Origin of the sequence: Psychromonas ingrahamii 37 (assembly GCF_000015285.1) — a bacterium.
In the GTDB taxonomy this organism is placed as follows: Bacteria; Pseudomonadota; Gammaproteobacteria; order Enterobacterales; family Psychromonadaceae; genus Psychromonas; species Psychromonas ingrahamii.
In genome coordinates this window covers 3465713-3479622 of record NC_008709.1, presented here as the reverse complement: position 1 = coordinate 3479622, position 13910 = coordinate 3465713, and the positions used below count along the sequence as shown (strand labels likewise).

Sequence of the window (13910 nt, the reverse complement as noted above, 5' to 3'; positions counted from 1 at the left end):
TATTTGCACGTTTCTCTATCCGGTTAATTTTTGCTTAACTGACTTTCACCTCTATAATTTATAAGCTATTGCTACTCTTGGCATAAATAAAAGTAGTAATATAATAATAGCTGTTTAAAATGCATTTTTTTGCCCCGACAGCGCTTAATATACGGAGTTATAAAATGAAAGATGCTGGATTGATCTACGGATATTACTTAAATGAGAATCATGAAATAAAGCCTATTGATAACCTTAATAGACTTGATCCAGATAAAAGTTATTGGCTGCATTTTGACTACACTTTTGCGCAAACGCAGGACTGGATTGAAAACCACAGTCAATTAAACCCCGTTGTAATTACTGCTCTGTTAAATGAAGAAACACGACCTCGTGCGACTTTTATTGATAATGGTTTTCTTATTTCATTACGTGGGGTCAATTTATCACCTGACAGTGATCCTGAAGATATGGTCTCGATCCGCATCTGGATAGATCAGAATCGGATTATCAGCACCCGACGACGTACGTTGCTTTCTGCACAAAAAATAGCTCTCGACATTGAGTCAGGAAACGGTCCGACATCTGCGTGTGAGTTATTGACTCAACTAAGTTCAGAATTGATCTCTCGAATGAGTCATACCATTAATGATATTGAGGAAAAGTTAGCCAATATAGAAGAAAAAATTCTGGATAAAAATGTTTATATCTTAAGAAATGACATAGTTGATTTAAGAAGGCAGATTATTGCATTACGTCGCTATCTTGCTCCTCAGCGGGAAGCCATGATGCAACTGCAAAATGAAAAACACGCTTTCTTCAGCAATGATCAACGTTTTGAATTACGTGAAGCGCTGGATAATTTAATGCGTTATATTGAAGATCTCGATTCTGTTCGTGACCGGGCAATAGTAGTGCAGGAGGAAATTGCCAATAAATTAAATGAGCAGCTAAACAGCCGAATGTACGTTTTATCCATTATTACCGCTATTTTTCTTCCTTTAGGTTTTTTGACCGGATTACTCGGTGTTAATGTTGGCGGTATACCCGGCTCTGATAATACTCATGCATTTGCATTATTTATTGGATTTTTGTTGCTAATAATCATTGCCCAAGTGGTCATTTTAAAAAGAAACAAATGGTATTAAAAATTATATTTATCAATATATTATGGAAAAATAATGCAATTAGATGCGGTGCTTAAAATATTAAACTACCCAACGATCTCGCTCGTTGGTCAGACAATTACTGTGGGCCAATGGCTGGTTATACCCTTGGTCTTGTGTATCGGATACTTGTTAACTAAAAGCTTTATAAATATTTTATCGAAGCGTATGCTTGCCCGGAATATGGACCCCAATCAGATTCATCTCATTAGAAGAATTATCTATGTTTTAGCCATTTCCATTTTATTAATCACTGTCTTAGATTTGATCAATATTCCTATTGCCGCTTTTGCCTTTCTCTCCGGTGCGATCGCAATCGGGTTTGGTTTTGGTGCGCAAAACATTATTAATAATTTTATCAGCGGTTGGATTTTAATGTGGGAACAACCAATTCGAATTGGAGATTATTTAGAAGTTGATAATGCCAAAGGAGTCGTGGAGGAAATTAATACCCGTTCAACAAGAATTAGACGAGTTGACGGCGTTCACCTGTTGATTCCTAACAGTAAATTATTAGAAAATACCGTGGTAAACAGAACACTTGTTGATCATATTATGCGTACCTCTGTGTCTGTCGGGGTTGCCTATGGCTCACCCGCTAAACAGGTGGCAGCTTTAATTCTGCGCGCGGCTAAAGAGCAATCTATTATCTTGGAAAATCCGCCACCCGTGGTTACTTTTGAAGATTTTGCTGACAACTCTCTGGTCTTTGAAGTCAACTTCTGGATAAATGCAACCGTCGATGGCAGTTTACGAGCGGTCAGAAGTAACGTCCGTTTTCGTCTTGATGAGCTCTTTGCCGAGCACAATATTGTGGTTGCATTCCCACAACGAGATCTGCATATAGACGGCAGTTTAACGCTGCTTAAAAATCCATTAAAAGTCGCTTATGAACGATAATAAAAACACCAACTGGATGCGATCACATTTGACTGCTATTATCATAAATTACAAGGTGTTATAAATCACAAGGTGTTATAAATAATAAGGAGTTATAAAAAGCGATAATAACAATTTATGTCAGCAATCGAAAACACGGGATTCGAATATTCATTGACTCAATCAGTTATATAAGACTGCAAAGAATATCCATCTTATCTAACCCACTGTCTGAAAAAAGTTTTTTGTCAAACACCGCAAAATAATGATGTTGCTATTGAGATGTTTTCACCTAAACTCGCGGAAATTTAACGAGGGTGGGCTATCCTTCATAAAACAAAAGTAATGGATTTAAGTTGAAGCTGATTTCAAAGGAAAAATTATGAAAATTGTTATTTTATCAAGAAATAAAAGTTTGTATTCGACAAGAAGATTAAAAGAAGAAGGCGAAGCCCGAGGTCATCAGATTGATATTATTGATACGCTGCATTGTTATATGGATATAACCAGCAGCCGCCCAACGGTTCGCTATCAGGGTGAAGAATTACCCGTCTATGATGCACTTATTCCGCGGATCGGCGCCTCTGTTACTTTTTACGGGACAGCCGTTGCCCGCCAATTTGAAGTAATGGGGACATTTAATATCAATGAATCGGTAGCAATTAGCCGTTCAAGAGATAAATTACGTTCAATGCAATTATTATCACGTAAAGGCATCGGTATGCCAAGAACGGGCTTTGCCAGTAAACCTGATAATATTAAAGACTTGATTAAAAATGTCGGTGGCGCACCTGTTGTTATCAAATTGCTAGAAGGTACTCAGGGGATTGGCGTAGTGCTGGCTGAAACCGCTAAAACAGCTGAAAGTATTATCGAAGCTTTTATGGGGATCAAAGCCAACATTTTGGTACAGGAGTTTATTAAAGAAGCCGGTGGTGCAGATATTCGCTGTCTGGTCATTGGCGGTAAAGTTGTTGCGGCAATGAAAAGGCAGGGTGCTGAGGGTGAATTTCGTTCTAACCTGCATCGTGGTGGGTCTGCTGTGGTGGTTAAATTAACAAAAATAGAGCGTGAAACTGCCGTTAATGCGGCGAAAATAATGGGTTTAAATTTTTGTGGTGTGGACTTGTTACGCTCGGAAAGTGGCCCTAAGGTGATGGAAGTGAATTCCTCTCCTGGTTTAGAAGGTATTGAGACGGCTACCGGCAAAAATATTGCGGGTATGGTATTCGAATTTCTCGAAAAAAATATGAAAGCTGAGCATTCGAATAAAACCCGTGGACGTGGCTGATTAAGGATTGATCATGGCGGTATTACGCATTGGCGATTTTGATATTTTACCTGGAACAGATCAAAAAATAGATCTCCCTGTCGCAAAGTTGTACACAGATTCGAATGTTTCCTTACCAGTTCATATAATTCGGGCTAAAAAACCTGGTCCAACCATTTTTATAAGCGCGGCTGTACATGGTGACGAGCTTAATGGTATTGAGATAATTAGACGTTTACTCAAGTTGAAAAGCTTTAAGCTGACCCGTGGAACTTTGATTGCAGTGCCGATGGTGAATGTTTACGGTGTGGTCAACCTAAGCCGTTATATGCCGGATCGTCGTGATTTAAACCGCAGTTTTCCAGGTTCGTCAAAGGGCTCTTTAGCGGGGCGAGTCGCGCATATATTCCTTACCCAAATTGTTAAACATTGTGATTACGGTATAGATTTACACACCGGGGCTATTCACCGCTCTAATTTACCCCAAATTAGAGCAGATTTATCTGATCCTGAAACGAAAGAACTGGCACTTATTTTTAATGCGCCGGTTATTCTAAATTCAAATCTGGTCGATGGATCCCTAAGAGAAGCTGCTGTTGAAAATAACACTAAAGTATTACTTTATGAAGCGGGTGAAGCATTACGATTTGATGAATTTTCAATTAGATTAGGTATTAAAGGCATTTTAAATGTATTAGCGCACTTAAACATGGTCAAAAAACAACTTTCAAAACGCAAAAAAATTGAACCCTTTATCGCTAACAGCAGCAGTTGGTTACGCGCTAATGCAAGTGGCATAGTTAATCATGAACGCCATCTAGGTGACCAGGTTAAGAAAGGTGATCTTTTAGCTGAAATTGGTTCTCCTTACGGAGAGATCATTAATGTTGTGAAAGCCGCTCGTGCGGGCATTATTATTGGAAAACAAAATATTCCATTAGTGCAGGAGGGGGAGGCGATGTATCACATAGCCTACTTCAGCGAGGATGATGCTTTAATCGCAGGACAAATTGAAAATGTGCAGGGCCAGGTAGAAGCTGACGGGCAAGCAATATTTTAAAGAGTTATAAAATATATAGCCATTCAAGCGAAGATTAATGTGCCGGCATAGGGTACTTATTTGCTTAAAATGATTACGCTATAATTTAAAAATAGGTGATCTTATGACACAAAATAATAGAATAATTATTGGCCGACTGGAATCTATTTCACTGCCAGATTTAGCGATTGATGACTTACCGGTTAGAATCGATACGGGTGCTCAAACCTCATCATTACATGTTGATAATATTAAGAAATTTTATAAAAATGGAAAACCCTGGGTAAAATTTGATATACACCCTGATATTCATAATGTTGACAGCATTGTTCCCTGTAATGCATTAATCTCCGATATCAGAAGAATAAAATCTTCAAATGGCAGCATCGAGCAACGTTATGTTATTAACACTCAGATGATCCTTGGCGATAATAGCTGGCCCATTGAAATTACCTTAACAGACCGTTCTGATATGAGCTATTTAATGCTATTGGGAAGGGAAGCGATGGCAAAACGAATATTGGTTGATCCATCGGGTGTTTTTTTAGTGTCTAAGCATTCAAACAAGAACTTAAAATAAGTTCATTCGAATTTATGATCGATAAAAGTCAGGGGAGTTTGTAAAAAAAGGTTAAGCGCAAAAGCCGCTTAACCTTTTTTAGGTGATTTTAAGTGCTTTTTAATGCGATAAAATCTGATCTAAAAAGAGTTTTAAACGCTCCGATTGTGGATTATCAAAGAATTCATGGGGTTCATTCTCTTCAATAATTTGTCCCGCATCCATAAAAATCACCCGGTCTGCCACTTTTTTAGCAAAGCCCATCTCATGGGTCACACAAATCATGGTGATCCCTTCATCGGCCAGTTCAACCATCACATCCAGTACTTCCGATACCATCTCAGGATCGAGTGCCGAAGTGGGTTCGTCAAAGAGCATGATTTCAGGACTGATACATAAGCAGCGGGCAATCGCAACACGTTGTTGCTGGCCCCCTGAAAGCTGATTCGGGTATTTGTGCGCCTGATCGGCAATTTTAACGCGTTCAAGGTAATACATGGCGGTTTTAAGTGCCTCAGCCCGTGGTTTGTTATGTACCCAAATAGGGGCTAATACCAAGTTTTCCAGTACTGAAAGGTGCGGGAAAAGATTAAAATGCTGAAATACCATGCCCACCTGGGCACGGATATCACGCACAACTTTCACATCATCAATCAGCTCTGTCCCATTAATATTGATTTGGCCCTGCTGAAATTTTTCAAGGTGGTTTAAGCAACGAATAGTGGTTGATTTACCGGATCCTGACGGACCACAAATAACCACTTTTTCGCCTTTTTTAATATTTAAATTGATATCTTTAAGCACATGGAAATCACCATACCACTTATTAACATTTTTCATCGTGATCATAACTTCTTGTTCGGACATGATATTTCCTTAATGCTCAGTATGATATTTGCGTTCGACTGATTTTGAGTATTGCGACATGGAGAAGCAGCATACCCAGTAGATCATAGTGACAAACACATAACCTTCGATTTCATAACCTAACCAGAGGGCATCACTGGTGGTTAGCGTCACCATGGCTAGCACATCAAATAACCCAATGATTAACACCAGTGTTGTATCTTTAAACAGCGAGATAAACGATCCCACTAAATTGGGGATAGATATTTTTAATGCTTGCGGCAGAATGATTAAAAGCATGCCTTGCCAGTAACCTAAGCCTAATGACTCAGCAGCTTCATATTGCCCTTTTGGAATGGCCTGTAAACCACCTCGGATGACCTCGGCGATATAAGCGGACTGAAATAGCGTGATCCCTATTAATGCCCGTAATAATTTATCAAAATCAATACCGTCACTAAAAAACAGCGGTAAGACAACTGATGCCATAAACAAAATGGTAATAAGCGGTACACCGCGTATAAATTCAATAAATCCGACACATAATGTTTTTAGAATCGGCATCTCCGATTGGCGTCCTAAGGCCAGTACAATACCAATAGGAAATGAGGCAATAATTCCCACGGCAGCGACCAGTATAGTCAGCATTAAACCGCCCCATTTTTCAGTGGGTACTTCTTCAAGCCCAAACCAACCGCCACTGATCAGTACAAAACAGACAAATGGGTAGATTAACATTAGCCCGAGTTTAACTTTAATATTAGGGATAAACTTCAGCGATAATAAAAAGGCAATAGAAATTAAGCCCACTAAATTTGGACGCCAGTCTTCTGCTACCGGGTAAAACCCGTACATAAACTGGTCAAATTTTTCGATGATAAAAATCCATCGTGCACCACTGTTAACAATCTCCTTTTGTGTACCACTCCAGGTTGCATCAAAAATCATCCAGTCAAGCAGCGGGGGGATCATGATATAAACAATGTAAATACCCAGCAGGGTTAAGACACTATTTTTAATATCAGAAAATAGATTCTCTCGTAACCAGAACAGAACACCTCTGCTGGTTGAGGGTGCTGCTTTAGCTTCTTTAAACGTATAAACAGCCATATTACCTTCCTTTTATTTCCATTTTTGCATTGACCCAATTAAGTAGCAGAGAGATAACAATACTGAAGGTGAGGTAGACCGCCATGGTCATCATAATAATCTCAATAGCCTGACCCACTTGATTCAGAGTTGTTCCTGAAAACAGCGTCACAATTTCAGGGTAACCAATGGCCGTGGCCAAGGAAGAGTTTTTCACCAGGTTAAGATACTGGTTAATGACCGGCGGAATAATGACCCGCAGTGCTTGCGGCAAAACGACTTTGCGTAAAATGACATGTTTTTTTAAGCCCAGAGATTCTGCTGCTTCTTTTTGTCCCGATGCGACAGCTTCAATACCGGCACGCACCGCTTCTGCAATGTAAGTGGCGGTATAGATGCTGAGTGCAAAAGTAAGCGCTAAGAACTCCGGAATAATAGCTAAACCACCTTGAAAGTTAAAGCCTTTCAGTGCGGGATATTCAGCGGTGATCGGCTGACCGGTCACAAAATAAGCCAATAAAGGAGATACTATTAAGATAGCGAGTGAGACTTTAATTAAGGGGAACTCTTCACCTGTTTGATCATGGCGTTTTTTTGCCCATCGGGTTAAAAAAATAACCGCGGTGCAGGCGATAACAAAAGCAATCAGTATAAAAATACTGCCCGACTGAAAAATAGGCTCAGGGAGTAATAATCCGCGATTGTTTAGGAAAATAGATTCGAAATAGCTAAAACTCTGGCGCGGGCCGGGTAAGGCCGCAAGCACAATGTTATACCAAAATAAAATTTGTAATAAAATAGGAATATTACGGAAGGTTTCAATATAAACAAGCGACAGCTTAGCCACTATAAAATTAGAGGATAAACGGCCAATACCAATTAATAATCCAAATACAGACGCACAGATAATGCCGATCACTCCAACTAAAAGAGTGTTTAGTATGCCGACAATAAAGACATCTAAAAAAGTAGACGTTGTATCATCATAGGCTATCAGTGACTGACTTACGCCAAATCCTGCTGTTTCACCTAAAAATGAAAAACCGGTAGTAATGCCTCGTTTTTCAATATTGTCGAACATATTACTGGTAAAGTAAAATGCACAGGCAACCACAGCGAGCAGCGCAAGACATTGGAAAATAATAGCGCGATTTCTGGGGCTACTTAATAAGCCGCCGGTGGTAGCAGGGGGGAGTTGTGATTTATTCATAACAAGACAAGCCTTTGAAAAAGGGGGCATAAAGCCCCCCTAAATAGTATTTAGCGGATTGGCATTGAGTACATTAAGCCGCCTTGATTCCATAACTTATTAAGGCCGCGATCAATATTAAGAGGGGAGTCTTTACCGACGTTTTTATCAAACATTTCGCCGTAGTTGCCTACTTGCTTAACAATTTGGTAAACCCAATCACCTTTAAGACCGAGGTTTTCACCGGCAGTACCTGATTTACCTAATAAACGCATAATACTTGGATTTTCTGATTTGAGCATAGCATCAACATTCGCTGAAGAAACACCTAACTCTTCCGCTTCTAATGTCGCAAACATAGTCCAACGAACGATATTAAACCATTCATCATCACCTTGACGTACAACCGGCCCTAGCGGCTCTTTAGAAATAATCTCTGGTAATACAATCGCAGAATCTGGATCGTCTAATTTAAGTTTTAAACCATATAATTGTGATGCATCGGATGTAATCACGTCACATCGACCGCTTTTAAAGCCATTAACTGTTTGCCCTGAAGTATCGTAAGTAACCGCGCGATATTCCATGTTATTTGACTGGAAATAATCGGTTAAATTAAGCTCAGAAGTGGTGCCTGCTTGAATACAAAAAGTTGCGCCGCTGAGTTCTTTTGCTGAACTAATGCCCAGTTTTTTGTTTACTAAGAATCCCTGTCCATCGTAGTAGTTTACGCCGGCAAAGTTTAAACCTAAGGAGGTATCTCGTGTTGCCGTCCAAGTGGTCGCACGTGATAAAACATCAATTTCACCACTTTGTAATGCGGTAAAACGCTCTTTTGCTGTTAACGGAATATATTTTACTTTTGATGCATCACCAAAAACGGCTGCAGCAACTGATTTACAAAAATCAACATCGAGCCCTTCCCAAACACCTTTTGAGTCCGTTGACGAGAAACCAGCAATACCGGTTGATATACCACAATTTATATCGCCTTTTTTAACGACTTCTTCTAAGGTTGAGGCAGAAGCAAGACTCGGTACAAGTGCAGCAGCACCCAGTAATAAAGCTATCTTTGTAACTTTCATAAAATTTCCTTGTTTATGTGGTGACCAAAAGTATTAAAAATAATACTACTCGCTTAACACAGCATATTTTGTGCCAATATAATGGAAATGTTTTTATTTTAATTTAAATAATATAACTAATTGTTTTTAATGATATTTAATTTAAATGAGAGGATTGTGTCTGAGGGAGGAAGGGTATAACAATCAGCTTCAAGCCGTATGCTGCACCGAAATAAAGCATATTTATTTTAAAAAGAGCAATTATTGATAAACTTTTTTAAGAATTTTTATAATGAGCTATATTATATCTGTTCTAGGTCTTGGTGCGCGAATGAAGGTTGAACATTGTTTTTCTTCGTTGATTACACCAACTTTACTCATTAGAAAATCTATTTAAGCGCAGGAAAAAAATGATGTTGATTACGGTAACGATTGCAGTAACTATTATAGTTGGCCTAATGATACTAAATTCTATGGAGCGATTGTGGAGAGCTTCTGCTCGGAGATAAAAATTGCTCAATGATGATAATCATAATTAATGTACGATCATAAGTGTCACTATTAAATTTTATAGCGGGTATAAAAAAAGCATGTTTTAAACATGCTTTTTTTTAGTGTTAGCCAGTGTTTTTTAATGCGATAAAATCTGATCTAAAAAGAGTTTTAAACGATCCGATTGCGGATTATCAAAGAATTCATGGGGTTCATTCTCTTCGATAATTTGTCCCGCATCCATAAAGATCACCCGGTCTGCTACTTTTTTAGCAAAGCCCATTTCATGGGTCACACAAATCATGGTGATCCCTTCACCGGCCAGTTCAACCATCACATCCAGTACTTCCGATACCATCTCAGGATCGAGTGCCGAAGTGGGCTCGTCAAAGAGCATGATTTCAGGGTTGATACATAAGCAGCGGGCAATCGCGACACGTTGTTGCTGGCCCCCTGAAAGCTGATTCGGGTATTTATGCGCCTGATCGGCAATTTTAACGCGTTCAAGGTAATACATAGCCGTTTTAAGTGCCTCAGCCCGTGGTTTGTTATGTACCCAAATAGGGGCTAATACCAAGTTTTCCAGTACTGAAAGGTGCGGGAAAAGATTAAAATGCTGAAATACCATGCCCACCTGGGCACGGATATCACGCACAACTTTCACATCATCAATCAGCTCTGTGCCATTAATATTGATTTGGCCCTGCTGAAATTTTTCAAGGTGGTTTAAGCAACGAATAGTGGTTGATTTACCGGATCCTGACGGACCACAAATAACCACTTTTTCGCCTTTTTTAATATTTAAATTGATATCTTTAAGCACATGGAAATCACCATACCACTTATTAACATTTTTCATCGTGATCATAACTTCTTGTTCGGACATGATATTTCCTTAATGCTCAGTATGATATTTGCGTTCGACTGATTTTGAGTATTGCGACATGGAGAAGCAGCATACCCAGTAGATCATAGTGACAAACACATAACCTTCGATTTCATAACCTAACCAGAGGGCATCACTGGTGGTTAGCGTCACCATGGCCAGCACATCAAATAACCCAATGATTAACACCAGTGTTGTATCTTTAAACAGCGAGATAAACGATCCCACTAAATTGGGGATAGATATTTTTAATGCTTGCGGCAGAATGATTAAAAGCATGCCTTGCCAGTAACCTAAGCCTAATGACTCAGCAGCTTCATATTGCCCTTTTGGAATGGCCTGTAAACCACCTCGGATGACCTCGGCGATATAAGCGGACTGAAATAGCGTGATCCCTATTAATGCTCGTAATAATTTATCAAAATCAATACCGTCACTAAAAAACAGCGGTAAGACAACTGATGCCATAAACAAAATGGTAATAAGCGGTACACCGCGTATAAATTCAATAAATCCGACACATAATGTTTTTAGAATCGGCATCTCCGATTGGCGTCCTAAGGCCAGTACAATACCAATAGGAAATGAGGCAATAATTCCCACGGCAGCGACCAGTATAGTCAGCATTAAACCGCCCCATTTTTCAGTGGGTACTTCTTCAAGCCCAAACCAACCGCCACTGATCAGTACAAAACAGACAAATGGGTAGATTAACATTAGCCCGAGTTTAACTTTAATATTAGGGATAAACTTCAGCGATAATAAAAAGGCAATAGAAATTAAGCCTACTAAATTTGGACGCCAGTGTTCTGCTACCGGGTAAAACCCGTACATAAACTGGTCAAATTTTTCGATGATAAAAATCCATCGTGCACCACTGTTAACAATCTCCTTTTGTGTACCACTCCAGGTTGCATCAAAAATCATCCAGTCAAGCAGCGGGGGGATCATGATATAAACAATGTAAATACCCAGCAGGGTTAAGACACTATTTTTAATATCAGAAAATAGATTCTCTCGTAACCAGAACAGAACACCTCTGCTGGTTGAGGGTGCTGCTTTAGCTTCTTTAAACGTATAAACAGCCATATTATCTTCCTTTTATTTCCATTTTTGCATTGACCCAATTAAGCAGCAGAGAGATAACAATACTGAAGGTGAGGTAGACCGCCATGGTCATCATAATAATCTCAATAGCCTGACCCACTTGATTCAGAGTTGTTCCTGAAAACAGCGTCACAATTTCAGGGTAACCAATGGCCGTGGCCAAGGAAGAGTTTTTCACCAGGTTAAGATACTGGTTAATGACCGGCGGAATAATGACCCGCAGTGCTTGCGGCAAAACGACTTTGCGTAAAATGACATGTTTTTTTAAGCCCAGAGATTCTGCTGCTTCTTTTTGTCCCGATGCGACAGCTTCAATACCGGCACGCACCGCTTCTGCAATGTAAGTGGCAGTATAGATGCTGAGTGCAAAAGTAAGCGCTAAGAACTCCGGAATAATAGCTAAACCACCTTGAAAGTTAAAGCCTTTCAGTGCGGGATATTCAGCGGTGATCGGCTGACCGGTCACAAAATAAGCCAATAAAGGAGATACTATTAAGATAGCGAGTGAGACTTTAATTAAGGGGAACTCTTCACCTGTTTGATCATGGCGTTTTTTTGCCCATCGGGTTAAAAAAATAACCGCGGTGCAGGCGATAACAAAAGCAATCAGTATAAAAATACTGCCCGACTGAAAAATAGGCTCAGGGAGTAATAATCCGCGATTGTTTAGGAAAATAGATTCGAAATAGCTAAAACTCTGGCGCGGGCCGGGTAAGGCCGCAAGCACAATGTTATACCAAAATAAAATTTGTAATAAAATAGGAATATTACGGAAGGTTTCAATATAAACAAGCGACAGCTTAGCCACTATAAAATTAGAGGATAAACGGCCAATACCAATTAATAATCCAAATACAGACGCACAGATAATGCCGATCACTCCAACTAAAAGAGTGTTTAGTATGCCGACAATAAAGACATCTAAAAAAGTAGACGTTGTATCATCATAGGCTATCAGTGACTGACTTACGCCAAATCCTGCTGTTTCACCTAAAAATGAAAAACCGGTAGTAATGCCTCGTTTTTCAATATTGTCGAACATATTACTGGTAAAGTAAAATGCACAGGCAACCACAGCGAGCAGCGCAAGACATTGGAAAATAATAGCGCGATTTCTGGGGCTACTTAATAAGCCGCCGGTGGTAGCAGGGGGGAGTTGTGATTTATTCATAACAAGACAAGCCTTTGAAAAAGGGGGCATAAAGCCCCCCTAAATAGTATTTAGCGGATTGGCATTGAGTACATTAAGCCGCCTTGATTCCATAACTTATTAAGGCCGCGATCAATATTAAGAGGCGAGTCTTTACCGACGTTTTTATCAAACATTTCGCCGTAGTTGCCTACTTGCTTAACAATTTGGTAAACCCAATCACCTTTAAGACCGAGGTTTTCACCGGCAGTACCTGATTTACCTAATAAACGCATAATACTTGGATTTTCTGATTTGAGCATAGCATCAACATTCGCTGAAGAAACACCTAACTCTTCCGCTTCTAATGTCGCAAACATAGTCCAACGAACGATATTAAACCATTCATCATCACCTTGACGTACCACAGGACCTAGCGGCTCTTTAGAAATAATCTCTGGTAATACAATCGCAGAATCTGGATCGTCTAATTTAAGTTTTAAACCATATAATTGTGATGCATCGGATGTAATAACATCACAACGACCGCTTTTAAAACCATTGATAGTTTGTCCTGAAGTATCGTAAGTAACCGCGCGATATTCCATGTTATTTGCCTGGAAATAATCGGTTAAATTAAGCTCAGAAGTGGTGCCTGCCTGAATACAAAAAGTTGCGCCACTGAGTTCTTTTGCTGAAGTAACACCTATTTTTTTGTTGACTAAGAATCCCTGTCCGTCGTAGTAGTTTACGCCTGCAAAGTTTAAACCTAACGAGGTATCTCGCGTTGCCGTCCAGGTGGTCGCACGTGATAAAACATCAATTTCACCACTTTGTAATGCGGTAAAACGCTCTTTTGCTGTTAACGGAATATATTTTACTTTTGATGCATCACCAAAAACGGCTGCAGCAACTGATTTACAAAAATCAACATCGAGCCCTTCCCAAACACCTTTTGAGTCCGTTGACGAGAAACCAGCAATACCGGTTGATATACCACAACTTATATCGCCTTTTTTAACGACTTCTTCTAAGGTCGAGGCAGAAGCAAGATTGGGTACAAGTGCGGCGGCACCCAGTAATAAAGCTATTTTTGTAATTTTCATAAAATATCCTTGTGTATGTTTTTGTAATACATGTCAAAAAAAATAGGTATATAAATCAGCTAATCTAACTGGCTGCTTTACTTAATACGATGAATACAATAAGAGAGATT

The 13910-nt window shown here is 39.5% G+C and carries 13 protein-coding genes; 5 read left to right on the top strand and 8 right to left on the bottom strand.

The window, feature by feature from the left end; genetic code table 11:
* Nucleotides 1–164: 164 nt before the first annotated feature.
* From PING_RS14595 to PING_RS14575, 5 genes are all read left to right on the top strand, one after another.
* Nucleotides 165–1127 carry a zinc transporter ZntB gene (locus PING_RS14595; RefSeq protein ID WP_011771090.1) on the top strand — a complete coding sequence of 321 codons (963 nt, stop codon included), beginning with the start codon at nucleotides 165–167 and terminating at the stop codon, nucleotides 1125–1127.
* A gap of 33 nt (nucleotides 1128–1160) precedes the next feature.
* A complete protein-coding gene (locus PING_RS14590; protein ID WP_011771089.1) occupies nucleotides 1161–2045 on the top strand; it encodes a mechanosensitive ion channel family protein in 885 nt (294 codons plus the stop codon).
* A 361-nt stretch (nucleotides 2046–2406) separates the two neighbouring features.
* Nucleotides 2407–3315 carry a 30S ribosomal protein S6--L-glutamate ligase gene (gene rimK, locus PING_RS14585; RefSeq protein ID WP_011771088.1) on the top strand — a complete coding sequence of 303 codons (909 nt, stop codon included), beginning with the start codon at nucleotides 2407–2409 and terminating at the stop codon, nucleotides 3313–3315.
* A gap of 13 nt (nucleotides 3316–3328) precedes the next feature.
* A complete protein-coding gene (locus PING_RS14580) occupies nucleotides 3329–4354 on the top strand; it encodes a succinylglutamate desuccinylase/aspartoacylase family protein (RefSeq protein WP_011771087.1) in 1026 nt (341 codons plus the stop codon).
* Between the two features lie 103 nt (nucleotides 4355–4457).
* The gene (locus PING_RS14575) at nucleotides 4458–4913 is read left to right on the top strand and encodes an ATP-dependent zinc protease family protein (protein ID WP_011771086.1); all 456 of its coding nucleotides are present in this window, start codon (nucleotides 4458–4460) and stop codon (nucleotides 4911–4913) included.
* Between the two features lie 99 nt (nucleotides 4914–5012).
* Here the strand turns inward: PING_RS14575 and PING_RS14570 are convergent, their stop codons facing one another.
* The 8 genes from PING_RS14570 to PING_RS14535 all read right to left on the bottom strand — a co-directional run bounded on the left by PING_RS14570 (nucleotide 5013) and on the right by PING_RS14535 (nucleotide 13800).
* Nucleotides 5013–5759 carry an amino acid ABC transporter ATP-binding protein gene (locus tag PING_RS14570; RefSeq protein WP_011771085.1) on the bottom strand — a complete coding sequence of 249 codons (747 nt, stop codon included), beginning with the start codon at nucleotides 5757–5759 and terminating at the stop codon, nucleotides 5013–5015.
* Between the two features lie 9 nt (nucleotides 5760–5768).
* Nucleotides 5769–6848, bottom strand: a complete 1080-nt coding sequence (locus tag PING_RS14565; RefSeq protein ID WP_011771084.1) for an amino acid ABC transporter permease — start codon at nucleotides 6846–6848, stop codon at nucleotides 5769–5771.
* Between the two features lies 1 nt (nucleotide 6849).
* Nucleotides 6850–8037 carry an amino acid ABC transporter permease gene (locus PING_RS14560; RefSeq protein WP_198134704.1) on the bottom strand — a complete coding sequence of 396 codons (1188 nt, stop codon included), beginning with the start codon at nucleotides 8035–8037 and terminating at the stop codon, nucleotides 6850–6852.
* A gap of 50 nt (nucleotides 8038–8087) precedes the next feature.
* Nucleotides 8088–9101 (bottom strand): amino acid ABC transporter substrate-binding protein, encoded by a 1014-nt coding sequence (locus PING_RS14555; RefSeq protein WP_011771083.1) that lies wholly within the window; start codon nucleotides 9099–9101, stop codon nucleotides 8088–8090.
* 610 nt (nucleotides 9102–9711) lie between these two features.
* On the bottom strand, nucleotides 9712–10458 hold the full coding sequence (locus PING_RS14550) for an amino acid ABC transporter ATP-binding protein (protein WP_011771082.1): 747 nt from the start codon (nucleotides 10456–10458) through the stop codon (nucleotides 9712–9714).
* Nucleotides 10459–10467: 9 nt separating this feature from the next.
* Nucleotides 10468–11547: an amino acid ABC transporter permease gene (locus PING_RS14545; protein WP_011771081.1), complete on the bottom strand. Its 1080-nt coding sequence runs from the start codon at nucleotides 11545–11547 to the stop codon at nucleotides 10468–10470.
* Between the two features lies 1 nt (nucleotide 11548).
* Nucleotides 11549–12736 carry an amino acid ABC transporter permease gene (locus tag PING_RS14540; RefSeq protein WP_198134704.1) on the bottom strand — a complete coding sequence of 396 codons (1188 nt, stop codon included), beginning with the start codon at nucleotides 12734–12736 and terminating at the stop codon, nucleotides 11549–11551.
* A 50-nt stretch (nucleotides 12737–12786) separates the two neighbouring features.
* Complete coding sequence (locus PING_RS14535; RefSeq protein WP_011771079.1) at nucleotides 12787–13800, bottom strand: amino acid ABC transporter substrate-binding protein; 1014 nt, start codon at nucleotides 13798–13800, stop codon at nucleotides 12787–12789.
* Nucleotides 13801–13910 lie beyond the last annotated feature (110 nt).

Coding starts and splice junctions, on each gene's coding strand:
- PING_RS14535 (WP_011771079.1), bottom strand. CDS start 13,800: ATGAAAATTACAAAAATAGCTTTATTACTGGGTGCCGCCGCACTTGTA.
- PING_RS14560 (WP_198134704.1), bottom strand. CDS start 8,037: ATGAATAAATCACAACTCCCCCCTGCTACCACCGGCGGCTTATTAAGT.
- PING_RS14550 (WP_011771082.1), bottom strand. CDS start 10,458: ATGTCCGAACAAGAAGTTATGATCACGATGAAAAATGTTAATAAGTGG.
- PING_RS14570 (WP_011771085.1), bottom strand. CDS start 5,759: ATGTCCGAACAAGAAGTTATGATCACGATGAAAAATGTTAATAAGTGG.
- PING_RS14575 (WP_011771086.1), top strand. CDS start 4,458: ATGACACAAAATAATAGAATAATTATTGGCCGACTGGAATCTATTTCA.
- rimK (WP_011771088.1), top strand. CDS start 2,407: ATGAAAATTGTTATTTTATCAAGAAATAAAAGTTTGTATTCGACAAGA.
- PING_RS14540 (WP_198134704.1), bottom strand. CDS start 12,736: ATGAATAAATCACAACTCCCCCCTGCTACCACCGGCGGCTTATTAAGT.
- PING_RS14555 (WP_011771083.1), bottom strand. CDS start 9,101: ATGAAAGTTACAAAGATAGCTTTATTACTGGGTGCTGCTGCACTTGTA.
- PING_RS14565 (WP_011771084.1), bottom strand. CDS start 6,848: ATGGCTGTTTATACGTTTAAAGAAGCTAAAGCAGCACCCTCAACCAGC.
- PING_RS14595 (WP_011771090.1), top strand. CDS start 165: ATGAAAGATGCTGGATTGATCTACGGATATTACTTAAATGAGAATCAT.
- PING_RS14590 (WP_011771089.1), top strand. CDS start 1,161: ATGCAATTAGATGCGGTGCTTAAAATATTAAACTACCCAACGATCTCG.
- PING_RS14580 (WP_011771087.1), top strand. CDS start 3,329: ATGGCGGTATTACGCATTGGCGATTTTGATATTTTACCTGGAACAGAT.
- PING_RS14545 (WP_011771081.1), bottom strand. CDS start 11,547: ATGGCTGTTTATACGTTTAAAGAAGCTAAAGCAGCACCCTCAACCAGC.